Raw genomic sequence first — 21,280 nt, 5'->3', positions numbered from 1 at the left:
GATACTACTTCCAGGTTTTCGGCGTTAAATAGCCGCCATGCTAGACCTGCGGAATATCCCGCTTACCGATCGCACCGCGTTGTTCGTCATCGTGGTGCTGCTACTTTTCACCACTGCAACCGGGCTGTTCGGCCTGCGGCATCGCCAACTGGTTGCCCGAACCTTGCTCACCGTGTTGATGGCGCTTCTTGTCACCAGCGCGGTGTGGTTGACAGTCGAAATCCTATGGAAACCCTTCCCCGATGCCATCCCACCTGGAGTCTATGCCTCCGCGGCTGCGGCCGTGTTCGCCATTGGCTGCATATTGTCCCAGCGCGGTCGGCGCATCACAATGACCGCAATGTCTGTCATTGCGCTGACTGGCGCTGCGGCCGCTGCAAACACGGTGTACCAGCAATACCCGACCATCGGCTCATTCAATCCAGCACCTGCCAGCGTCACCATGACTTATGACCAGTTTCAGGTCACCACTGCCGCACCACGGCTCGATGGCCGCGAAGTTGGCGCCATGGTCACTATTCCCATGACCGGTACTGTCTCTGGATTCCCTGCCCGAGACGCAGTGGCCTATATTCCACCGGCGTACTTCACCCAGCCCAAACTCCGATTGCCGGTCCTCCTACTCCTGGCAGGCAATCCAGGGGAACCAAAACAGTGGTTCGGGGCAGGCTATGCCGAACATACTGCTGACCAGTATCAGGCAGCACACAACGGCGTCTCTCCGATTGTCATCAGTGTGGACGGTACCGGCTCACTATCCGGCAACCCCATTTGCGTCGACGGCCCTCAACTCAAAGTGCAGACCTACCTAGCCAATGATGTGCCCGCGCTGATCAAAGAGAAGCTCCGCGTCAATGAAGACCAGCGCACCTGGACTATCGGGGGTCTGAGCTACGGCGGCACCTGCGCACTACAAATCGTCACCAATGCACCCCAGGCCTACGGCAACTTCCTGAACTTCTCCGGCCAAGCCGAACCAACCCTGGGTAACCACAAACAAACCGTAGACAAGTTCTTCGGCGGCGACGAAGCCGCATTCCAAGCCGTTAACCCCGCCACATTGCTGAAACAAAACGCAACTCAGGGCACCAATAAGTACGTCGGCATTCAAGGCAAATTCTACGCCGGCAGCAACGACAAAAACTCAACAAAAGATCTCACTGCACTCAACGACGCAGCCAACAAATCCGGAATGACCACCACGTTCCATACCGTCCCTGGCGGGCATTCCTTCCAAGTGTGGCGGGTAGCACTACTGGAAACTCTTGGCTGGGCAGCACAACGAGGAGGATTACCATGACCGAAACCAAAGCCACCCCAACCACCCGTAGCCGCACTCTCGAACTACTCCGTCAGCTCCGTTTCGTGGCGGTGTGGTTACTCAAATCTATGCGCGTGACGCCCGTCAGCTTGGCGTTCATCGTCGTACTGTGGGCGCTGCAATGTGCCTTTGGCCACCACCCCGACCGCCTCTGGGACAGCCTCGGCTTAGCACTGCCGTACCACTTCACCGACTGGCACATACTCACAGCAGGGCTGACAACCGGAAGCCATTTCGGTGCCGTGTTCAGCACCATCGCGGTGCTCCTGCTGGCAGTTCCCGCCGAAGCTGTCCTTGGTTCCCGTCGATTCTTCGCCACCGCCGCAGCTATGCACCTTGTGACGGTCCCGCTCACAATGCTCGTAGCCAGCGCCCTGAACATCACCTTCCTCAGCTTCTGGGGCCAGGACCTCCGCCTGAGCACGCTGCTGTCCCCAGCCGGCTGGATCGTCGGCTCACTCGCGGTCGCCGCCGCATTCATGCCCGTGCTGTGGCGTCGTCGTACCCACACCATGTTGGTGGCCATGTTCGTCACCATGCTCTTGTACACCGGCACCTTGTCCGCTATCTCCGCGGTAATTGCGCTGGCTATCGGTGTGCCAGTCGGCAAATACTGGTGCACTCGCCGCATCGGCCCGCCGCAGCGCCGTGCGATATCCCTGCGCGAAAGCCGCATCCTCGTGGCCTTCGCCCTGTTCTTCGTTGCCCTCGGCCCGGTCATTGCCGGCATTAACCCGAACTCGCAGGGCATTTTTGCCGAAACCACGTACTGGATTTGGCAACCGGCCGTCACAGCCGACCAGATTTCCTACTTCTGCAGTCTCGATCCAGCCTCCCAGGAGTGCCTCAATGCCCAGCAGTCCTCGGTTCAGTCTGGTTTCGGCCCCCTCGTGGCAAACCTCATGCCGTTGCTGCTGACTGTGGTGGCGTGTTTTGGTCTGGCTCGTGGTCGTCGTTTGGCATGGTGGCTTGCGCTTTTGCTGCAGTTCGCCGCGATTGTGGTGGTGCTCAGCCAAATTGATTTCGCAACCCCCGGGCCCGACAGCACAATGCTGACCATCGTCTTGGTGGCGCAGCTTATCCTTCCGTGGCTGCTCGCCATTGCGCTGCTGCTAGCCACCCGCCGCTACTTCCCAGTGCATATCGACACCCACAAAGTCCGAGTCACAGCGGTGATCATTGCCGCGGTGTTCCTTGTCACTGCCGCCTTGTGGTTCTTCGGGGCGCTTGCCCTCGACGGCGGTTTCCAGCCGCATGCCACGACCGATCTCATTGTGTCGGAACTGCCGAACCGCTATTTGCCGCCAGTTGTGTCGCTGAGCGCGATGCATTACCTGCTGCCTAATTCAGGTGCCGCCTGGCTACTCTACGAATGGACCGGCAACATCTTTTGGCTCACCGTCGCCGCCATGCTGTATCGGTTACTTATGTCCGTTGCCAGCCCTGCCACCCGCGCCGATCAAGCCCGCGCCCGATCCCTGCTGCGGTCCGGTTCCGGCGATCACTTGTCGTGGATGACGCTGTGGCGTGGCAACCGGTATTGGTTCGCCCCAGAGGACTCCGGGGCGGTGGCTTTCCGGGTGCACAATGGCATCGCAGTTACTGTTGGCGAGCCCATTGTTGGCCCAGATGGCGACCGCAGCACTATCGCCGACCAGTTCGAGCAGTTCGCGGTGGGCCAGGGTTGGCAAACCGCGTGGTATTCAGTGCGGGCGGATTTCGCCGACGACCGCGCCTCCCGGGGTTATATGAACGTCCATGTTGCGGAGGAATCCACCGTGCTTTGTGACGATCACTCGGTGGCGTTTAAAGGTAAGAAATTTCAGAATATTCGTACCGCCCGCAACCGCGCAGGTAAGGAGAACATCTCAGCGCTATGGACCAGCTGGCATGACCTGTCACCCCACCTGCGGGAGGGCATTATTCAGCTGTCGGAAGACTGGGTCGCGGATAAAGCGCTGCCAGAAATGGGCTTTACCTTAGGTGGCATCGCAGAGATGCAGGATGCGGACACCCGGCTTCTTCTCGCAGTCGACGGCGAAGATCGGATCCACGGCATCACCAGTTGGATTCCGGTCTACGAGCACGGCCGACTCGCCGGATACACGCTCGATGTCATGCGTCGTGATGCCACTGGGTTCCGCCCCGTCATCGAGTTCCTGCTTGCAGAAGCAGCTCTGAAAGGCAACGAGCTAGGCCTTGACTTCATATCCTTGTCTGGTGCGCCGCTGGCTCCGTCACAAAGCAAAGAGCTGGACGGAATGCTCGACGTCACCTTGGATAAAGTCGGCGAAACCATGGAACCTTTGTATGGGTTCCGATCGTTGGCCGCGTCGAAATACAAGTTCCATCCCGAACACCACGGCTGGTACCTGGCTTACGACAACGAACTGGCGCTACCGGCAATTGGGATTGCCGTGTCGACCTGCTACTTGCCGCAGCTGAAAACCCGGGACGCTGTCACCGCGCTCCGGATTTGGGTGCAGGCTCAGCGCGCCGAATCCGCAGTAGGCTAAACCGCAGTAGGTTAAACCGCGGTCGACTGTACTGCGGTCGACTGCGCGGCGGCACATCACTCCGGCAACAAGTCGTCGGTGAACAAGTCACCAGCAGCTTCTGGGGCGTACTGCCCCACAACGCCGGCAAACAATCGCACACCGACACCTAGGCACTGCTCATCAATGACAAGGTCCGCAGCGTGCAGGTCCCCCTTCGGGCCGGTGCCACGCCAGCATCCCAACCGGGCCATAGCCCCAGGCACTTCCTCTAGGTACCAGCTGAAATCTTCACCACCAGACGACTGCGGCGCCTCCACCAACGCGTGCGGATCGACCTTGCGAACTGCCGCCGCAATGAGCGCCGCGGTGGCGTCATCATTGACCACTGGCGGCACACCTTTGATGTAGTCGATGGAAAACCGCAGGCCCGTTGGCCGTAAGACGTCCGCAATTAGTTCTTCCAGCAGCGGCTGGAACTTCCGCCAAATCTTAATGTCGCCAGTGCGGATGGTGCCCATAACAGAGCCCTCCATAGGGATGGCATTATGTGCGTGACCTGCGTTAATCGCGCCGAAAACCAAGACGGTACCGGTCCGGGGATCCACCCGGCGGGACAGCAATCCCGGCAGCTGGGTCACCAATGCGCCCAAGCCATACACGACATCCTGCGTCAGATGCGGCCGAGAAGTATGGCCACCATCGCCATGGACGGTAATGGTCAATGTGTCGGCCGCCGACGTAATCGGCCCGATTCGGATACCTACCCGACCCACTCGCAGCTTCGGTTCGGCATGCAGCGCCACAATGCGCCCCACCCCATTGAGCGCCCCAAACTTCACCAGTTCCTTCGCGCCACCAGTCATCACTTCTTCGGCGGGCTGGAAAATGCAGCGCACACCAATCGGCAGCCCGTACTTCTGGTCGTATTCATGCAGCGCGACCGCTGTAGCCAAAGTGACGGTGGTGTGCACATCGTGGCCACAGGCATGCATGACGCCAGGCACTTCCGACTCGAAAGGAAGTGCTGTTTCTTCAGTGATCGGCAGTGCGTCAATATCGCCGCGGAATGCGAGTCGACGTTTGCCGCCGTCGTCACCAATATCGACCATGGTGCCGGTGCCAGGGAATGGCTGTGGCTCCATTCCGGCACTGGTCAGCACGTTGGTGATAAAACGCGTGGTGTCGTATTCCATATGCGACAGCTCTGGGTGCCGGTGCAAGTGCCGCCGCCAACCGAGGACTTCAGCTTCGTTTTCTTGCCACCAGTTCGAAATGAACGTTTCCAGAGTTTCCACGCTTCTATCCTAGAGAACCTTAGAAATCAATATTCCGTGGACCGTAAAGACGGTCACCAGCATCACCGAGGCCCGGCACAATGTAGGCATTGTCATCCAGCGACGGGTCAATCGTCGCCGTGACCAACCGCACGGGGAAACCGGACTGTTCCAGCGCTTCCACACCAGGGACCGCCGAGACCATACAAACCGCGGTGATGTCATTAGCCCCACGGTCGGTGAGCAGTTTCAGTGCGTGCAGCAAGGAGCCACCGGTCGCCAGCATCGGGTCCACCAGAAATACTGGCTGGTCGGACAGGTCATGCGGCAGGGCTTCCAAGTATGGCACCGGTTCGTGGGTTTCTTCGTCACGAGCAATACCGATAAAGCCAACCTGCGCATCCGGGATCATCGACAGGGCGGGGTCAATCATGCCGAGCCCGGCGCGAATCACCGGCACAATGATGGGCGGCTTTTCTAGGCGAGCGCCCGGCGCCACAGCTACTGGGGTTTGCACATTGAACTTTTCGACGGCCAAGTCGCGGGCAGCTTCGTAGATGAGCATGGCGCCAAGGTCGGCGAGGGCAGCGCGAAATGCCTGGTTATCGCTGCGTTCGTCACGCATGATGGTTAGTCGGGAGACGGCGAGTGGGTGGTCGATGACGGTGATGTCCATACCCCGATCAAACCAAAAGGAACCGGATTGTGCTGCAACGCGTCCTACTTAGTGACGAAGATCCACAACACAACTGATTCTGCCGAAGGAGCTTGTCCGGATGCCCGCTGCACCGAGCCACAATTTTCTAGATATCAATACCCCGTCCGTGCACACTATTTCCGCTCGCACTCGGGAGCTCGCGGAGCTCATTACCCCACCGCCGCTACCGGAACCTCCACCGCAGTTACCTCCGCTGCACCAGTGCGTCGCAGATTTTGTTGCTGCGGCAAGCAACGCGTTAACAAAGCAGCATCAGCGCACGCAGGTGGCTAGTGACAATCTGTATGCCTGCGCCGATGGTCTAGCAGACTGTGCCACGTCTTTCACCGGCGCTGATGGGCAGCACGCTGATGAGTTCCGGGCGGTTGATGTCTAATGCCGACGCCACTTGCCGCTTCCCCGCTGGCCACTTCACCGGTCGCTACCGCCGCGGCGGATCTGCCTGCCCTGAACAAGACACTTTCCGATTCGTGGCAAGGCCAAGGTGGCGACGCAGCGCACACCGCTTTGACCACCGCCACCTCCGCTATCCAACAATTGGCCACCGATGACGGCACGTTGCAGACTGCGCTCAAAGAGGGCATCACCAAAGTCGTTGCCGCCGCAAAAGACGTATTCCGGATCGGTACCAATGCATTTCAAGCCGCTGCCAAAGCAGTATCGGCTGCCATTGCTGCCGGCCCATTCGGTTGGCTCACCGCTGCCGGGCAAGTCGCGGGCATCATTTCGCAGGCGTTCACGGATATCAAAAACCGGCTGTCCCAGCTTGCAGAAGAGCTCTCCTCGCCCACGAAAACCCTTAATGGTTTAGCTAGTCACAACTCCGACCAGGTACGCAATAATGCGTTGCCGCCGGGGGCCAATTCGTCAACAAGCCCGCAGCAGGCCAACTACACCGGTGACATCGCTGATAACAGTAATGATGGCGACGGGGCACCGACCCCGCAGGCGAAGAAGGCGGTGCAGAAAGCGCTCAGTGCCGTGGGCACGCCCTATGTGTGGGGCGGGAATACTCCTGGTGTGGGGCTGGATTGTTCCGGGTTGACGCACTGGGCGTATGGCGAGGCTGGGGTGGATATTCCGCGGACGGCACAGGCACAGACGGTGGGCCGGCAGGTCTCGGCAAGTAATCTGCTGCCAGGTGATCTGCTGGTGTGGGATGGCCATGTGGCGATGTACACCGGCAATGGGCAAATTGTCGAGGCAGGCAGCCCGGTGCAGACCAACCCAATTCGCACCACAAATATGGGCATGAAATTCCTCGGTTATTGGCGACCTACTGGGTGATGGCGTCGGCGCGCAGGTAGAGTTCTAAATCGAAGCAAAGTTAGTCGTCAAAGGAATCTACACCCATGGCTGAGAAGGGCATTGTCCCCATCGAAATTGAGCTCACAGAAGGCAACGTCTACACGCTGTGGGCTCCAAGTTGGCGTGAAGGTGGCGCCGAATGGCAGGCCTTCCTGGGTAAGGGCGACGACCTGTATTTCTTCGATTCCGAAGCCGAACTCGCCGCTTTCCTGGATTCTGGTGCTGAGCACGACTTGACCAGTCACCCACGGTGGAATGGCTTCGTCGCCAAGCCAATTGACCGCGCGCGGCCGACGGAACGCTACCGCTTTAGCTTGGTGACGTTGCCGGCCAGCCTTGCGGAAAAGCCAGCACACAAGCCCGTCGATGACGTTGCTCGTGGCTTTGCCGTAGTCCGGTCCCTGGCGAATGTCGCAGACCTGACGAAGATCCAGTCCATTTTCTCCGGCCACTCCATCCTCGGAATGCCAGCCCGCGGCGCGGAACACTTCGTCGGCAACGACGGCCTGAATCTGTGGTCCTCGGTTGGCGGTGTCGTGTTGGACAAGTGGGCCGACATCCTCGATGCGCTCGATGAGCTGGTGGAAGAGTCCAAGGAAGCTACCCCAGAGCTCGACGACGACGCGGTCGCCTCAGCGAAGGACGCCATCGCGGTGGCAGTGAAGGACGCTGAAGAAAAGGCTGCGGCGAAGAAGAAGGAAGAAGAGGACGCAGCGAAGGAAGCTGAAGCGGCCGCCGCTGACGCCGACCCATACGACAACACTGTCTGGGCACAGTCCGGTATTGACCCGGTGAAAATCGTTATTAATGGCCGAGTGCTCTACACCCTGCGCTGCTACCTCGATGGCAGCCCGGTTTTCCTCGGCCGCTTCGGGGAAATTCGCACCTTCCCACAGCCAAAGAACCTCACCCGCTGGGTCATCGAGAATGAAGAGCACGACATGGCGAACCTGTCGACGTGGCCGGATATTGTATCCGCTGCCAACGGCGGCGACCTTGAAGTGGTGGTGCATGACGACAACGTCTACACCTTCTCCAACTTGGAAAATGACATCCGTAAAGGCCCAGACGCCGTGGACCGTGACCAGCTGGCGCAGGCCTACGAACTGCTCGCCGACGCCGCGGACTGGGCAAACGACGACAGCGTGAACATGGTGCTGGCCGGTAACCAGGAACTGCAGTGGTACCTGAATTATGTGCTGGATCCGAAGGGCAACAGCATTGAGCCATCTGCGCCATACACCAGCCAGGGTGATGGCTGGCGCAAGCTGGAAGACGAGCTCGTCGCCCGCTTCAGCACCAAGATTTAGCGCCGAGGGCGTGCACTGCGCCTCGGGCGCGACCGGCGCCCCGGGTTAGTCCATCGACAGGTGCAACTCTTCGGCGTCGGTGCTGTCAATTTCGCCGTCACCATCGGCATCAGCCAGCGCCATGTACGCCGGGTACACCACGGTGTCCATAATCCGCTCGCGGGTCGGCAGATCCGCAAACGCATTGTCGATGGCGTTGGCGGTGAGCTGGAACAGCTCTGGGTAGCCGTAGTCGAAAGTGTTGACCAGCAGCATCATTTCTTTAGTCATGGTGGTGCCGGACACCAAGCGATTGTCCGTGTTGACGGTGCAGGTGAATCCGAGGTCAAACAGCAGCGGGAATGGGTGGTCGGCAATGTCGTCGCACACCCCAGTTTGCACATTCGACGTTGGGCACAGTTCCAGCGGAATGCGGCGGTCCCGGATGTAGCTGGACACTTGGCTCAGCTCAATGCACAGGTCAGAGGCGCTGAAGTCTTCGTACAGCCGTGCGCCGTGGCCAATGCGAGCCGCACCTAGCTGCACTGCTTCCTTGATGGATTCCAGCCCAGCAGCTTCCCCAGCGTGGATGGTAAATGGCACGAGGCGCTGGCGCAGCGTGGCGAAAGCTTCGGCATGACCGCTCGCTGGGAAGCCGTCTTCAGCACCAGCGATGTCAAAGCCGACGACGTAATTGTCTAGGTCCCAGTCGGCGACCGCGTCAGCGGTCAGTTCTGCTACGGCTGCGGTGTTATCGGCGTGCCGCATGCCAGTCAAAATCAGCCGCGCGGTGATATCTTTGCCTGCTTCGGCGGCAGCCCGTTCACCTTCTGCGCAGCCCGCGATCGTCGCTTCCACAACTTCGCGCATGCTCAGTCCGCCTGCTAGGTGCAGTTCGGGGGCGTAGCGCAGTTCGGCGTACACCACGTTATCGGCGGCGAGGTCCTCAATGGCTTCTCGTGTCACACGGATCAGCGCGTCGCGGGTCTGCATCACCGCAGTGGTGTGCTGGAAGGTTTCAAGGTATTTCGGCAGGCTGCCCGAGTTCGCGGCCTGCACAAACCACGTGCCGAGCTCATCCGGGTCGGTGGTCGGCAGTTGGTCGTAGCCGCATTCGGCTGCCAGTTCCACGATGGTCCCTGGCCGCAGTCCACCGTCTAGGTGGTCGTGCAACACAACTTTCGGCAGTGTTGCGACTACTTCTTCAACGGCCTGCTTCGTTTCTGGCCGCGTATCAGGGGTGTTATACATGGCGTTTACCGTAGCGCACACGATAGAATGCAGCTATTCTCCCACCCTTTTCCACATATTTCTAGCTGCAGTTGGTTTCCTACTTTGACCACTTCCCTACCCCGCCGCGTCCTGTCCTGGACTGTTGCGGGCCTCTTCCTTCCGCTCCTTTCCCCGCTTATTGACGTACCGACCGCAGGTATTGTCCCGGAGGCGTTAGCGCAGTCGGCGCCGTCGGCGGACTCGCGTCAGGATCCGAAGCAAGATCCAACTGTCGAACCGGACTTTGATGACTCGGCGGAAAACTCCCCAGCTATCGGGGTGCGGCCCAACAAGAACTGTGACTTTCGGCAAGCACCACCACGGCCGGTGGATAAATCAGAAGAACCCGGGCCAGATGGAGTGGCCCCGGCGCCGCTGCCCGTGGCATCGCCTACTCCTGGTGGGGACAAGCTGGCCGACTGCGGCGAAATCCTAGCGGACGGTTTTGTGGTGCCAAAGGAGCAGTCCGCCTCTGCCTGGGCGGTCGTGGATTTAGACTCTGGCGAGGTGTTGGCGACAAAAGATCCCCATGGTCGCTACCGGCCAGCATCCACTATTAAGGTGCTGCTGGCGTTGGTGGCACTGGACGAGTTGGAGCTGGATAAAAAGATCAAAGCTAGTGCCGAGGCGGCAAATGCGGAAGGCTCCGCCGCGGGGATCGGACCTGATGGGGAGTACACCATTGAACAGTTACTGTTTGGCTTGCTGCTCAACTCGGGGAATGACTGCGCCGCTGCATTAGTCGAGGAGCTCGGGGGCACCGAGCGCGCGGTCGAGCTGGTGAATGCTAAAGCTACGCAGCTAGGCGCGACCGATACCCGCGTGGTGAATGTGTCCGGTTTGGATGGGCCCGGAATGAGTTCATCCGCGTACGACCTCAGTCTGTTTTATAAAGCAGCGTTCAGTAACCCTGACTTCCAACGAATGGTCCAAACCCGCACGGTGAAGTTTCCCGGCTGGGGCAAAAACAAGGGCTTCGACTTGTACAGCGATAACGGGCTGCTCGGCTGGTACGACGGTGCCATCGGCGGCAAAACCGGCTTCACTGACAGCGCCCGCCATACGTTCTATGGCGCCGCCGAACGCGACGGTCGCCGCCTTGGAGTTATCGTGCTGGACACCACTATTTTCCACGGCAGGGCCTATGAACAAGCAGCCCGTTTCCTCGACGCTGGTTTCGCGACCCCACCTGGAAACAATGTCGGTCAGTTGGAGTTGGACTACAACAATGCCAGTAGCAGCGAGACTTTCCGTGCCGCTGGGCCGGGCAGCCCAGAAAGCGACAATCCTGGATTGCGACCAAGCATAGAAAAAGCAGCGCCATGGGCGCTGCTTGTAGGCCTAGTTCTCGTGGTTGGCTACGGCATGCGGCGGACTATCGCCCGGTCGCGTCAATAAGCCCAGACCTGAAACCTTATTTATTGCGGCGGGTGAGGACGCTGGCGGCCGCAGCCACTGCCCCACCAAGGACTGCGCCGACGCCGAGCAAGGTGCCGGAAGTTTTGTAGTTCGGTTCCGGCGTGATTTCCTGACGGATGTTGATGACCGCTGGTTCTGGTACTTCTGGGGTGACCAGTTCGAGGGAATCCTCGTCGGTGGCGGCCCACGCGGCGGTGTACATCACGATGCGCCACAGCAGGTACATCACCACCATGATGCCGATGATGGGGCCGAAGACCGCGCCAGCTGGGTTACCGAGGGCGTTGGAGAAGAAAATCGAGCCGAACTGTTTAATGATTTCCAAGCCAATCGCGCCGATGACGGCGGCCTCGAGGCATGGTCGCCATGGCACCTCAATGCGCGGCAGCATCTTCATCAAAATGACGAATAGCAGCCAGTTCGCCAGCAAACCAGCAACAATCGCGGCCAGTGGGGCTAGGAAGTGAATGCCTGGAACGCCATCGAGATTGACTTGCTCAATGAGCCAATTGGTCAGGCCGGAAGAGCCTAGTGCGGTAATAGCGAAAGTCAGGACGAGGCCGACGAAGAGGATGAGCAGGTGCAGCAGGTCGGACAGTTTGCCTTTAATAAAGTTCTGCGCGGCAATCTGGTGTTTCCACATTGCGGTGACACCCATGCGGAGGTTGCCCATCCAGCTCATGCCGGTCCAAAGGGCCGCAACCAGACCGATAATACCGACGGAGCCGGCCTGCCCCATCGCGGAATCGAGGATTTGGGTGAGCTGATCGCCCAGGCCGCCGCCGACTTGGTCCGAAAGGTAATTTTCGACTTTGCCCATCATTTCGTCGTTGCCGCGCAGCGCGAAACCGAGGCCGGAGAATGCCAACATGAGCACTGGGAAAATCGACAGGACCGAAAAGTAGGTAATGCCGGCGGAGAAGTGGTTACCGCCCTGCTCGCCATAGCGCTCATTCATGCGCATCAGGTGGTCGAGCCAGGGCTGCTTTTCGCGGACTTTGTCCACCATTCCGGGGTCGTCGGAATTGGCGCGTTCGATTCCGTACAGGTCCGTGCGGTCGGCATTCGCCCGCGTTGTCGTGGCCATCGCGTTCTCCTTGGTGTGGTCGGTAACACTTTCCAGGGTAGGGGAAAAGCGATGGCTAGGCCGGTATTAACCCCGGCGGGCTGGTAACAATCCGATCCGGTCGTAGGCGTCGGCGAGGGTTTTCGCAGCAACCTCGCGGGCCTTGTCCGCGCCGACAGCCAACACGCGCTGGAGTTCCGCTGGGTCCTCCATGTACTCGGTGTAGCGTTCCCGCACTGGCGTGACAAATTCCGCGAGTGCATCAGCCGTGTCAGTCTTCAGCGCGCCATAGCCTGCGCCGGCAGCCTGGTAGCCGGCGACAATATCGTCGACCGACTTGCCGGTCAGTGCCGACTGGATGGTCAGCAGGTTGGACACACCTGGCTTGGCTTCCCGGTCGAAGCGGATTTCGCCGTCATTGTCGGTGACTGCAGACTTAATCCGCTTAGCCGACGTCTTTGGCTCATCCAGCAGGTTAATAATGCCCTTCGGGTTCTGCCCCGACTTCGACATCTTCGCTGTTGGCTCCTGCAGGTCGTAAATCTTCGCGGCGCCTTCTGGGATGAGACCTTCTGGCACCACAAAGTTCTTGCCGTAGCGGGAGTTGAAGCGCTGCGCGAGGGTGCGGGTCAGCTCCAGGTGCTGACGCTGGTCTTCACCCACCGGAACCAAGTGCGGACGGTAGAGCAAAATGTCGGCGGCCATCAGCATTGGGTAGGCAAACAGGCCCGCGGAAGCATGCTCATTGCCCTGCTTCGCAGACTTATCCTTGAACTGCGTCATCCGGGAGGCCTCGCCGAAGCCGGTCTGGCAGGTCAAAATCCAGGACAGTTCTGCGTGCTCCGGCACATGGGACTGCACGAACAGGACCGACTTTTCTGGGTCAATGCCCAGTGCCAGCAGCTGCGCGGCACCGGCGATGGTGCGCTGACGCAGTTCCTTCGGGTCTTGCTCCACGGTGATGGCATGCAGGTCTGGGATGAAATAGTACGCGTCGTACTGGTCCTGCAGGCCAATCCACTGCTTAACTGCTCCCAGGTAATTGCCAAGGTGGTAAGAATCCGCAGTCGGCTGGATGCCGGAAAGGACTCGCTTACGTGCTGGGGATGCTGGGGTTTCAGTAGCAGTCATGGGGTAAATCATAGGCTATTGATAAACAACAGTCACCGGCGCATGGTCGGTCCACCGCAGGTCGTAAGCCGCAGCGCGGTCCACGTGCACACTTGTCGCGCGCGCCAACATCGAAGCGGTTGCCATGTGGTAGTCGATGCGCCAACCCGCGTCAGTGTCGAAGGCTTTCCCGCGGTAGGTCCACCAGGTGTATGGGCCTAGACTTTCCGGCTGCAGGCGACGCTGCACATCGAACCAGTGCGGGTCGGTGTGTGGCTCATGCGGGCCAGTGTTTTGGGAGGCCTCATCGGGGAAAGTACCTAAAATGCTGTCCATCCAGCTGCGCTCATCCGGCAGGAACCCGGACTTTTTCTGGTTCGTTTTCCAGTTCTTCAGGTCTTCTTGCCGGTGGCAAATATTCCAGTCACCGCCGATGACCATGTCTTCGTCTTTGCCGCGCTCGGCAAGGAAGTCACCGAAGAGTTCCAGGAAGCGGTACTTTTCGTCCTGCTTTGGGGTATCAACGCTGCCCGATGGCAGGTAGAGACTCGCAACGGTGGTGCGGCCATCCCCTGCCCCACCATTCGCGCCGGCATCGTCAACTTTCGCTTCAATGTAGCGGCCGGTTGCGGAGAATTCATTGTCTCCGAAGCCCACCATTACGTCGTAAAGCGGAAGACGGGACAAAATGCCGACCCCGGCGTGGCCTTTGGTGATGGTGTCGTCGGCGCCGGCCCAATACCAACCGGCCTCCAGCGCTGGGGCGAGGGCCTTTTCGGCCTGCTCATTGGTGGCGCGCACTTCCTGCAGCAAAATGACATCAGCGGAGGTGTCATTGAGCCACGGCAGCATGCCAAGGTTCTGTTCACTCCGCTTTTTGACGGCCGCGCGGATGCCGTTGACGTTGAGGGTAGTAACTGTCAGAGCCATGCTGACCAGAGTAGGCCAGCACGTTCTGTGGATTTAGAACAGGCCGGTCGGCTTGTTGTCGTAGGAGACCAGCATGCACTTGACCTCCTGGTAGTGCGCCAGCATCATCTGGTGGTTCTCGCGGCCAATACCGGACTCCTTGTAGCCACCGAAAGCGGCGTGAGCTGGGTAATTGTGGTAGTTGTTCACCCACACGCGGCCAGCCTGGATTGCTCGACCCGCCTTGTACGCGGTCTGCTGGTCACGGCTCCACACACCGGCGCCGAGGCCATAGATGGTGTCGTTGGCAATCTCCATTGCCTCGTCGAAGGTCTTGAAGGTGGTGACCGCGAGCACTGGTCCGAAGATTTCCTCACGGAAGCACTGCATGGAGTTGTCGCCCTTCATAATGGTTGGCTCAATGTAGTAGCCACCATCCAGGCCGTCGAGCTTGGCGACGTTGCCACCAGTGAGCACCTCAGCGCCTTCTTCCGGTCCGGACTTGAGGTAGCCCATGATTTTGTCCATCTGCTCCTGCGATGCCTGCGCACCCATCATCACGGACGGATCAAGCGGGTTACCAGTCTTAATCTGCTTAACGCGTTCGACGGCGAGCTTAAGGAACTCATCGGCGATGTCCTCGTGGATCAGCGCGCGCGATGGGCAGGTGCACACTTCGCCCTGGTTCAGCGCGAACATGGCCAAGCCTTCAACACACTTCTCCAGGTAGGCGTCGTCCTCGTTCATAATGTCCGGGAAGAAAATGGACGGCGACTTACCGCCCAGCTCTAGGGTGACCGGGATGACCTTGTCGGATACGGCCTTATTAATGAGCTTGCCGACGGCAGTCGACCCGGTGAACGCAATCTTGGCAACGCGCTTGGAGGCAGTCAGTGCCGCGCCTGCTTCGGAGCCGAGGCCGTTAACAATGTTGACCACGCCCGCTGGGATGAGGTCCTGGATGATTTCCATGACATAGAGAATGGACACTGGGGTTTGTTCTGCTGGCTTGAGCACAATGCAGTTACCAGCGGCCATCGCCGGGGCGAGCTTCCAGGCGGCCATCAGAATTGGGAAGTTCCACGGGATGATCTGGCCAACCACGCCGAGCGGCTCGTTGAAGTGGTAGGCAACCGTGTTGTCGTCGATCTGGCTGATGCGGCCTTCCTGGGTGCGGCACACACCAGCGAAGTAACGGAAGTGGTCGATGGCCAGTGGGATATCCGCGGCGAGGGTTTCGCGGATGGCCTTGCCGTTCTCCCAGGTCTCAGCGACGGCGATTTCTTCGAGGTGCTCTTCCATGCGGTCGGCGATGCGATGCAGGATGAGGGCGCGTTCGGCGGCGGGCACGGAGCCCCATGCGGCTTTTGCGTCGTGGGCAGCGTCGAGGGCGTTTTCGATATCGGCGGCAGACGAGCGAGGCACTTGGCAGAACACTTCGCCGTTGACAGGCGAAATATTGTCCATGTACTGGCCGTCTACCGGTGCTACCCATTGACCGTTGATGAAGTTCTCGTAGCGCTTTTTGAAGTTAACGAGCGAGCCTTCGGTGTTTGGATTCGCGTAGACGCTGGCGGTCATGAGACACCCCTTCATGGTTAGTTGTGGTCATTCGCAGTTAGTGCGTGCCGTCGCCAGAGCGGCAACGTGGCATGGCTCACATTCTAACGATCGTGTGGCGAGGCATGGGAAGATTTCCGTAAATTCGCAACAATTTCGCAGCAAAAATACGCGCCGCACTTTATCTATTCGCCGTACTTTGCTGAGCAAAACCTGTGCACTCAACTTGCAGCCAGATAACAATTCCATAAACTAAGTGAGGATTTACTCGTTTCACATACTGGAGTCAGCACTGTGCGCACTGTTTTGCAGACCCTCACCCGCCGGACCTTATCCGTCGTCGCAGCCACTGCAACTGCATTCGGCATCGTCGCAGCCAGCGGCGTCGTTAATACCCCAGAAGCTGACGCCGTACCCCGGTGCGCGCCAGTTATTCTTTTCGCTGTACCTGGCACCATGGGCACAACCCCACTGCACACCACCACCATGAGCGACAATGGGCTCATGCGCGGTGTCGTTGAAGGCACCAAAGCTCGCCTTGGTGGCCGGGTTGTGGCGCAATATGTACCGTACGCTGCCACCGCTGGCACCCTCATGAGCTACAACCAGTCGAAGAATCAGGGCGTCCACCGACTGCGTTCCATGATGGCGGCGGCATCGCGCCAGTGCCCGAACTCGAAGTTCGCCATCAGCGGCTACAGCCAGGGCGCGCATGTCGCTGGCCAGGTCACCCACGCCATCGGTCATGGCCGCGGCCCAATTCCAGCGGACAAGCTGATTGCTACCGGCTTGATTGCTGACCCGCAGCGCGGCACGGACGGCGAGAAGATGTACGGCACTGCACCGCATGGCGGCTTCGGCATCCTCGCCAAGCGAGAGAAGGGCTGGGGCAAGGCCACCGGAAAGGTGGTCAACGTCTGCAACCTAGGCGATATTTATTGCGACTCCGCGCCTGGCTACCGCGCGATGGCTGGCGGCGTTCTGGACCGCCGTGCTTTTGTGCAGCCGGTGACCAGTAGTGAAGCTGGCGGGCGGGTAAATGATGCTGGCCTCACCAGCGTTACCATTCTCAATGGCCTACTTGGTGCCGCCGTATGGCACCAGTCGTATCATGCATCGATGCCGGGTCAGCACCACTCCGGCGTCACTGAAGTGACGAACTTTATTTCACACCGCGCGAATTAATTCACATCGCGACAATTAGGGCTGGTGAAAAATACTTTTCACCAGCTTTTTTCATATATGTGCAGCCCTTTATCGGTGTTTGTTGCCCCACATCACCCCTACCGTTCCGTTAAGGTGATCTTGTTAACAAAAGAAAAGGAGCACCTTCGGTGGGCAACAAATACGATCTTTATGACGAACTCGGATTAGACCGAGGCCAAGACGCGAACGCGCTTTCCCGCGAATTGTCAGAGCGTCTGCAGGCTCTGCAAGCTCAGGGCCTGCCGGACGGTCATGGCGAGGTTCAGCAGATTAAGGTCGCCGGCAACATTCTTTCTAACCCGGTCAAGCGCAGTGTCTACGACCAAGCGCTCGATTCCAGCGACGACCGCGAAGTGGGCATCGCTGAGCTGCGCCGCTTAGCCACCGAAGGTTCCCTCTACGCTGATAGTGGTGCTGACGATTCCAGTGCCACGACGCTTTTCCCAGCGAATACTCCTTATGGCGCTTCGGAACCACAACCAGACTCCGGCGACCAGGCAACCTCGCTGACTTCTGGTTATGGTGCGCCATCGCAGTCCGCGCAGAGCGGGTACAACTCCCCGCTTGAGCAGGCAGCACAGCCGAATCAGACGGAAGAGCCAGCACAGTCGGAACAGTCGGCGCAGCCTGAGCAGCCCGAAGTTTCGTCCGGTGCTTACATCGCTGAAAATGACCAGCCAACTTTCACTCGTTCCAGCTCGTCAAGCGGAGATAGCGCTTCGGCCGCTTCCGCTGCTTCCACCGAATCCGGCGAGTCGCATTCCGACGCGCAGGCGCAGAACCCAAGCTCGCCTTTCGTCGGTGAATACGCATCTATGTCTTATGCCCCGCTGACTTCACCAGGTGCGGACAGCAATTCTCCATACCAACAACCACAGCACGCTCAGCAGCACCCGCAGGGTGCACCGGGCCAGCCACCGCAGAGTGGCGGCACGGTGTCCTCGCGTGACTTCAACGAAGACACCACTCCGCAGCAGATGTTCAACGCTCTGCCACAGATGGTGAAAGTCACTGCCAGCATTTGGGGTGGCATCGGTGTTATCGCGAGCGTCATGGTGTTGATGTGGCTGATCGGAGTTCTGGCTGACTCTACTGATACCGGCGGCGTTATCAATGGTTCTTATGGCGCTTTCTTCGCCGTAGTCAGCTTTTTCATTGCACTCCAGGTGATCCGCGGCAACAACCGCATTGCGCAGTACTTCCACTGGGCAGCGGCACCAGTGCTCCTCCTGACAGCCATCGGTGAGGGCGTTTTCCCACTCACCCTGGAATTTGTTGATGGCGCCCTGACTACCGCCGGAACTGTGTTGTACCTGATTATGTCTGGCCTGCTTGGTGCGGCGTTTGGTTTGAACTTCGCTGGCGATGTCAAGAACTGGATGACCGGCCAACCAGTTGACTTGCCAGCACCAAAGCCACAGCCAGAGCCACAGCAGAACTTCGGTCCACAGGGCCCGCAAGGTCCACAGGGACCACAGGGGCCAGGCTCGCCGCAGGGCCCAGGTGCGCCGCAGCACATGGGCGCACCGCAGGGTGGCCAGCCTAACTACGGCTCCCCACAAGGTTTCGGTGCACCGCAGGGCTTCCAGGGCGCAGGTTCCCAGCAGGGCTTTGGTCAGCCAGGCAACCCAGGTCAGTCCCCGTTCAGCCAGCCGGGCAACCCGGGTCAGTCCCCGTTCAGTCAGCCAGGCAACCCAGGTCAGTCGCCATTTGGCCAGCCGGGTAACCCAGGCCAGTCGCCTTTCGGTCAGTCTGGTCAGTCCCCGTACAACCAGTAATCGCTGCGCACCACTGCAATAGCGAGTAGCTCCTTAGCCCGCCTGATTTTTCAGGCGGGCTTCTTTTCGTCAAAAAGCCCAAACGTTTTGGTAAAGAAACTACTACCCCCGTCAGTGGCGGAACTCACAAAATGGCCTCTTCCTGCATCTTTTCACCGTAGCCCCTCCCCCTTCGCGGTACTTCTCAGCAAGCTCCCAGCAAATACTGCGGTATCGTGGGGAGAACAGATCAACCGAACTACAGGGAGACATTTAATGGCCACGATTGTTTGGACCCGAACCGACGAGGCACCCCTTCTCGCCACTTACTCGCTAAAGCCGATTGTGGAGGCTTTCTCGAACCAAGCCGGTATCGACGTTGAAACTCGTGACATCTCTCTGGCCGGCCGCATCATCGCACAGTTCGCGGACCGCTTGACCGAGGACCAGCGCATCGACGACGAACTGGCTAAGCTCGGCGAACTGGTCAAGGAACCGAACTGCAACATCATCAAGTTGCCTAATATTTCCGCCTCCGTCCCACAGCTCAAGCGCGCCGTCGCTGAGCTGCAGGCGCTGGGTTACGACATTCCGGACTACCCGGACGCACCAGCTACCGACGAGGAAAAGGACATCCGCGCAAAGTTTGACAAGGTCAAGGGCTCCGCTGTGAACCCAGTCCTGCGCGAAGGTAACTCTGACCGCCGTGCGCCAGAAGCTGTCAAGGAATTCGCCCGCAAGCACCCACACCGCATGGGCGCATGGTCGAAGGACTCCAAAACCAACGTTGCCACCATGGACGCCAACGACTTCCGCCACAATGAGAAGTCCGTGGTCATGCCAGCTGCCGACACCCTGACCTACCAGCTCGTTGACGCAAACGGCAACGTTCAGATTCTCAAGGAAGGTCTGGACGTCCTCGAAGGTGAAGTCATCGACGGTACCTTCATCTCCCAGAACGCCCTGGACGAATTCCTCTCGGAGCAGGTCAAGCGCGCCAAGGACGAAGACGTGCTGTTCTCCGTGCACCTGAAGGCCACCATGATGAAGGTGTCCGACCCGCTGATTTTCGGCGAAGTCATCCGCGCCTACTTCCCATCGGTCTACCCGAAGTACGAAGCACAGCTGGCTGAGGCTGGCCTGACCCCAGATAATGGTCTGGCTGCTATTCAGGACGGCCTGGAGCGTATTGACGAAAGCTGGGCAGCGGAAGCACGCGCAGCGTTCGAGCAGGACCTCACCAACGGCCCACGCCTGTACATGGTCAACTCCGACCGCGGCATCTCCAACTTGCACGTACCGTCCGACGTCATCGTCGACGCGTCGATGCCTGCGCTGATCCGTAACGGCGGTAAGGGCTGGGGCCCACAGGGTGAAGAATCCGACACCCTGGCAGTCATCCCTGACTCCTCTTACGCAGGCGTCTACCAAGCAGTTATCGACGATTGCCGCGAGAACGGTGCCTACGACCCAGCGACTATGGGTTCGGTGCCAAACGTTGGCCTGATGGCGCAGAAGGCAGAAGAGTACGGCTCCCACAACAAGACTTTCCATGTTGAAGCGGCTGGCAAGCTGCAGGTGGTGAACTCCGCTGGTGACGTGCTGATTGAGCATGAGGTGGAAGAGGGCGACATTTGGCGCTCCTGCCAGACCAAGGACCTGCCAATCCAGGACTGGGTCAAGCTAGCTGTGACCCGCGCCCGCGAAACCGGTGACCCAGCGGTGTTCTGGCTGGACCCAGAACGCGCGCACGACCGCAACCTGATTGAGAAGGTGGAAACCTACCTCAAGGACCACGACACCGACGGCCTGGACATCCGCATCATGGACCCAGTTGCCGCTACCAAGTTGTCGATTGAGCGCATCCGCCGCGGCGAAAACACCATCTCCGTGACCGGTAACGTGCTGCGTGACTACAACACCGACCTGTTCCCAATCATGGAACTGGGCACCTCCGCGAAGATGCTGTCTGTCGTGCCGCTGATGGCTGGCGGCGGCCTGTTCGAAACTGGTGCTGGTGGCTCCGCGCCGAAGCATGTGCAGCAGGTTGAAGAAGAAAACCACCTGCGTTGGGACTCCCTCGGTGAGTTCTTGGCGCTGGCGGAATCCCTGCGCTACGCAGCAAAGGATGACGACAACGTTGCACCGAAGGTGCTGGCCGACGCGCTGGACAAGGCAACCGCGAAGGTGCTGCTGGAAGGCAAGTCCCCATCGCGCAAGGTCGGCGAAATCGACAACCGTGGCTCCCACTTCTACCTGGCGCTGTACTGGGCCAAGGAGTTGGCGGCACAGGACGATGACGCCAAGCTGAAGGAAACCTTCGCGCCTGTTGCCGAAGCGTTGGCAGCGAAGGAAGAGCAGATTGCGCAGGAACTGCTGGACAACCAGGGTTCCGCTGCTGACTTGGGTGGCTACTACCGTCCAGATGAAGCGAAGCTGACCGCTGTCATGCGTCCATCCGCGACCTTCAACGAAATTATCGACGGTCTGACGAAGTAACGCGCGTGCCCACCTAGTGGGCGGCGCCCGATCTGGCCAGGAACTGCACAGTTCCTGGCCTTTTTCGTGCGCTT

General features: G+C 59.4%; 16 protein-coding genes. 9 read left to right on the top strand and 7 right to left on the bottom strand.

The genetic code is table 11. The features are described from left to right. Positions 1–37 precede the first annotated feature (37 nt). Positions 38–1,300, top strand: a complete 1,263-nt coding sequence (locus tag A3EC_RS0101650) for an alpha/beta hydrolase (protein ID WP_018023418.1) — start codon at positions 38–40, stop codon at positions 1,298–1,300. Continuing rightward, positions 1,297–3,837, top strand: a complete 2,541-nt coding sequence (locus A3EC_RS10980) for a bifunctional lysylphosphatidylglycerol flippase/synthetase MprF (RefSeq protein ID WP_018023417.1) — start codon at positions 1,297–1,299, stop codon at positions 3,835–3,837. Before A3EC_RS0101650 ends, A3EC_RS10980 begins: the two co-directional genes overlap by 4 nt. 56 nt (positions 3,838–3,893) lie before the next feature. Here A3EC_RS10980 and A3EC_RS0101640 read toward each other — a convergent pair whose 3' ends face one another. Continuing rightward, positions 3,894–5,114: an amidohydrolase gene (locus tag A3EC_RS0101640; RefSeq protein WP_018023416.1), complete on the bottom strand. Its 1,221-nt coding sequence runs from the start codon at positions 5,112–5,114 to the stop codon at positions 3,894–3,896. Between the two features lie 19 nt (positions 5,115–5,133). Beyond that, positions 5,134–5,769 (bottom strand): uracil phosphoribosyltransferase, encoded by a 636-nt coding sequence (upp, locus tag A3EC_RS0101635; protein ID WP_018023415.1) that lies wholly within the window; start codon positions 5,767–5,769, stop codon positions 5,134–5,136. Between the two features lie 100 nt (positions 5,770–5,869). On the opposite strand from upp, the gene A3EC_RS0101630 reads away from it, so the two are divergent. From A3EC_RS0101630 to A3EC_RS0101620, 3 genes are all read left to right on the top strand, one after another. Continuing rightward, the gene (locus A3EC_RS0101630; RefSeq protein ID WP_018023414.1) at positions 5,870–6,187 is read left to right on the top strand and encodes a hypothetical protein; all 318 of its coding nucleotides are present in this window, start codon (positions 5,870–5,872) and stop codon (positions 6,185–6,187) included. After that, positions 6,187–7,098, top strand: coding sequence for a C40 family peptidase (locus tag A3EC_RS0101625; RefSeq protein WP_018023413.1), 912 nt, complete (start codon positions 6,187–6,189; stop codon positions 7,096–7,098). Before A3EC_RS0101630 ends, A3EC_RS0101625 begins: the two co-directional genes overlap by 1 nt. Before the next feature lie 65 nt (positions 7,099–7,163). Then, a complete protein-coding gene (locus A3EC_RS0101620) occupies positions 7,164–8,429 on the top strand; it encodes a hypothetical protein (protein WP_018023412.1) in 1,266 nt (421 codons plus the stop codon). 45 nt (positions 8,430–8,474) lie between these two features. Here the strand turns inward: A3EC_RS0101620 and A3EC_RS0101615 are convergent, their stop codons facing one another. Further along, complete coding sequence (locus A3EC_RS0101615) at positions 8,475–9,659, bottom strand: adenosine deaminase (protein ID WP_018023411.1); 1,185 nt, start codon at positions 9,657–9,659, stop codon at positions 8,475–8,477. Between the two features lie 84 nt (positions 9,660–9,743). On the opposite strand from A3EC_RS0101615, the gene A3EC_RS10975 reads away from it, so the two are divergent. Beyond that, the gene (locus A3EC_RS10975) at positions 9,744–11,078 is read left to right on the top strand and encodes a D-alanyl-D-alanine carboxypeptidase family protein (protein ID WP_018023410.1); all 1,335 of its coding nucleotides are present in this window, start codon (positions 9,744–9,746) and stop codon (positions 11,076–11,078) included. A gap of 16 nt (positions 11,079–11,094) precedes the next feature. Here the strand turns inward: A3EC_RS10975 and A3EC_RS0101605 are convergent, their stop codons facing one another. The 4 genes from A3EC_RS0101605 to exaC all read right to left on the bottom strand — a co-directional run bounded on the left by A3EC_RS0101605 (position 11,095) and on the right by exaC (position 15,765). Then, positions 11,095–12,186, bottom strand: coding sequence for a YhjD/YihY/BrkB family envelope integrity protein (locus A3EC_RS0101605; protein WP_018023409.1), 1,092 nt, complete (start codon positions 12,184–12,186; stop codon positions 11,095–11,097). A gap of 66 nt (positions 12,187–12,252) precedes the next feature. Further along, positions 12,253–13,296 carry a tryptophan--tRNA ligase gene (gene trpS, locus A3EC_RS0101600; protein WP_040427988.1) on the bottom strand — a complete coding sequence of 348 codons (1,044 nt, stop codon included), beginning with the start codon at positions 13,294–13,296 and terminating at the stop codon, positions 12,253–12,255. A 15-nt stretch (positions 13,297–13,311) separates the two neighbouring features. After that, positions 13,312–14,205 (bottom strand): exodeoxyribonuclease III, encoded by an 894-nt coding sequence (locus A3EC_RS0101595; protein WP_018023407.1) that lies wholly within the window; start codon positions 14,203–14,205, stop codon positions 13,312–13,314. A gap of 33 nt (positions 14,206–14,238) precedes the next feature. Next, entirely contained in the window at positions 14,239–15,765 is a 1,527-nt protein-coding gene (exaC, locus tag A3EC_RS0101590; protein WP_018023406.1) for an acetaldehyde dehydrogenase ExaC, read from the bottom strand. A 273-nt stretch (positions 15,766–16,038) separates the two neighbouring features. On the opposite strand from exaC, the gene A3EC_RS0101585 reads away from it, so the two are divergent. From A3EC_RS0101585 to A3EC_RS0101575, 3 genes are all read left to right on the top strand, one after another. Beyond that, positions 16,039–16,929, top strand: coding sequence for a cutinase family protein (locus A3EC_RS0101585; protein ID WP_018023405.1), 891 nt, complete (start codon positions 16,039–16,041; stop codon positions 16,927–16,929). A 149-nt stretch (positions 16,930–17,078) separates the two neighbouring features. Beyond that, positions 17,079–18,728, top strand: a complete 1,650-nt coding sequence (locus tag A3EC_RS0101580; protein WP_018023404.1) for a J domain-containing protein — start codon at positions 17,079–17,081, stop codon at positions 18,726–18,728. A gap of 255 nt (positions 18,729–18,983) precedes the next feature. After that, a complete protein-coding gene (locus tag A3EC_RS0101575) occupies positions 18,984–21,206 on the top strand; it encodes an NADP-dependent isocitrate dehydrogenase (protein ID WP_018023403.1) in 2,223 nt (740 codons plus the stop codon). Positions 21,207–21,280: the final 74 nt, after the last annotated feature.

Origin of the sequence: Corynebacterium ulceribovis DSM 45146 (assembly GCF_000372445.1) — a bacterium.
GTDB classification, from domain to species: domain Bacteria; phylum Actinomycetota; class Actinomycetes; order Mycobacteriales; family Mycobacteriaceae; genus Corynebacterium; species Corynebacterium ulceribovis.
The sequence above is the reverse complement of the archived record's forward strand: the minus strand, read 5'-3'. Positions and strand labels throughout refer to the sequence as shown.

Excerpts from the sequence above, each read along its gene's own strand:
- A3EC_RS0101650 (WP_018023418.1), top strand. The coding sequence starts at position 38 with ATGCTAGACCTGCGGAATATCCCGCTTACCGATCGCACCGCGTTGTTC.
- A3EC_RS10980 (WP_018023417.1), top strand. The coding sequence starts at position 1,297 with ATGACCGAAACCAAAGCCACCCCAACCACCCGTAGCCGCACTCTCGAA.
- upp (WP_018023415.1), bottom strand. The coding sequence starts at position 5,769 with ATGGACATCACCGTCATCGACCACCCACTCGCCGTCTCCCGACTAACC.
- A3EC_RS0101630 (WP_018023414.1), top strand. The coding sequence starts at position 5,870 with ATGCCCGCTGCACCGAGCCACAATTTTCTAGATATCAATACCCCGTCC.
- A3EC_RS0101625 (WP_018023413.1), top strand. The coding sequence starts at position 6,187 with ATGCCGACGCCACTTGCCGCTTCCCCGCTGGCCACTTCACCGGTCGCT.
- A3EC_RS0101620 (WP_018023412.1), top strand. The coding sequence starts at position 7,164 with ATGGCTGAGAAGGGCATTGTCCCCATCGAAATTGAGCTCACAGAAGGC.
- A3EC_RS0101615 (WP_018023411.1), bottom strand. The coding sequence starts at position 9,659 with ATGTATAACACCCCTGATACGCGGCCAGAAACGAAGCAGGCCGTTGAA.
- A3EC_RS0101605 (WP_018023409.1), bottom strand. The coding sequence starts at position 12,186 with ATGGCCACGACAACGCGGGCGAATGCCGACCGCACGGACCTGTACGGA.
- trpS (WP_040427988.1), bottom strand. The coding sequence starts at position 13,296 with ATGACTGCTACTGAAACCCCAGCATCCCCAGCACGTAAGCGAGTCCTT.
- A3EC_RS0101595 (WP_018023407.1), bottom strand. The coding sequence starts at position 14,205 with ATGGCTCTGACAGTTACTACCCTCAACGTCAACGGCATCCGCGCGGCC.
- exaC (WP_018023406.1), bottom strand. The coding sequence starts at position 15,765 with ATGACCGCCAGCGTCTACGCGAATCCAAACACCGAAGGCTCGCTCGTT.
- A3EC_RS0101575 (WP_018023403.1), top strand. The coding sequence starts at position 18,984 with ATGGCCACGATTGTTTGGACCCGAACCGACGAGGCACCCCTTCTCGCC.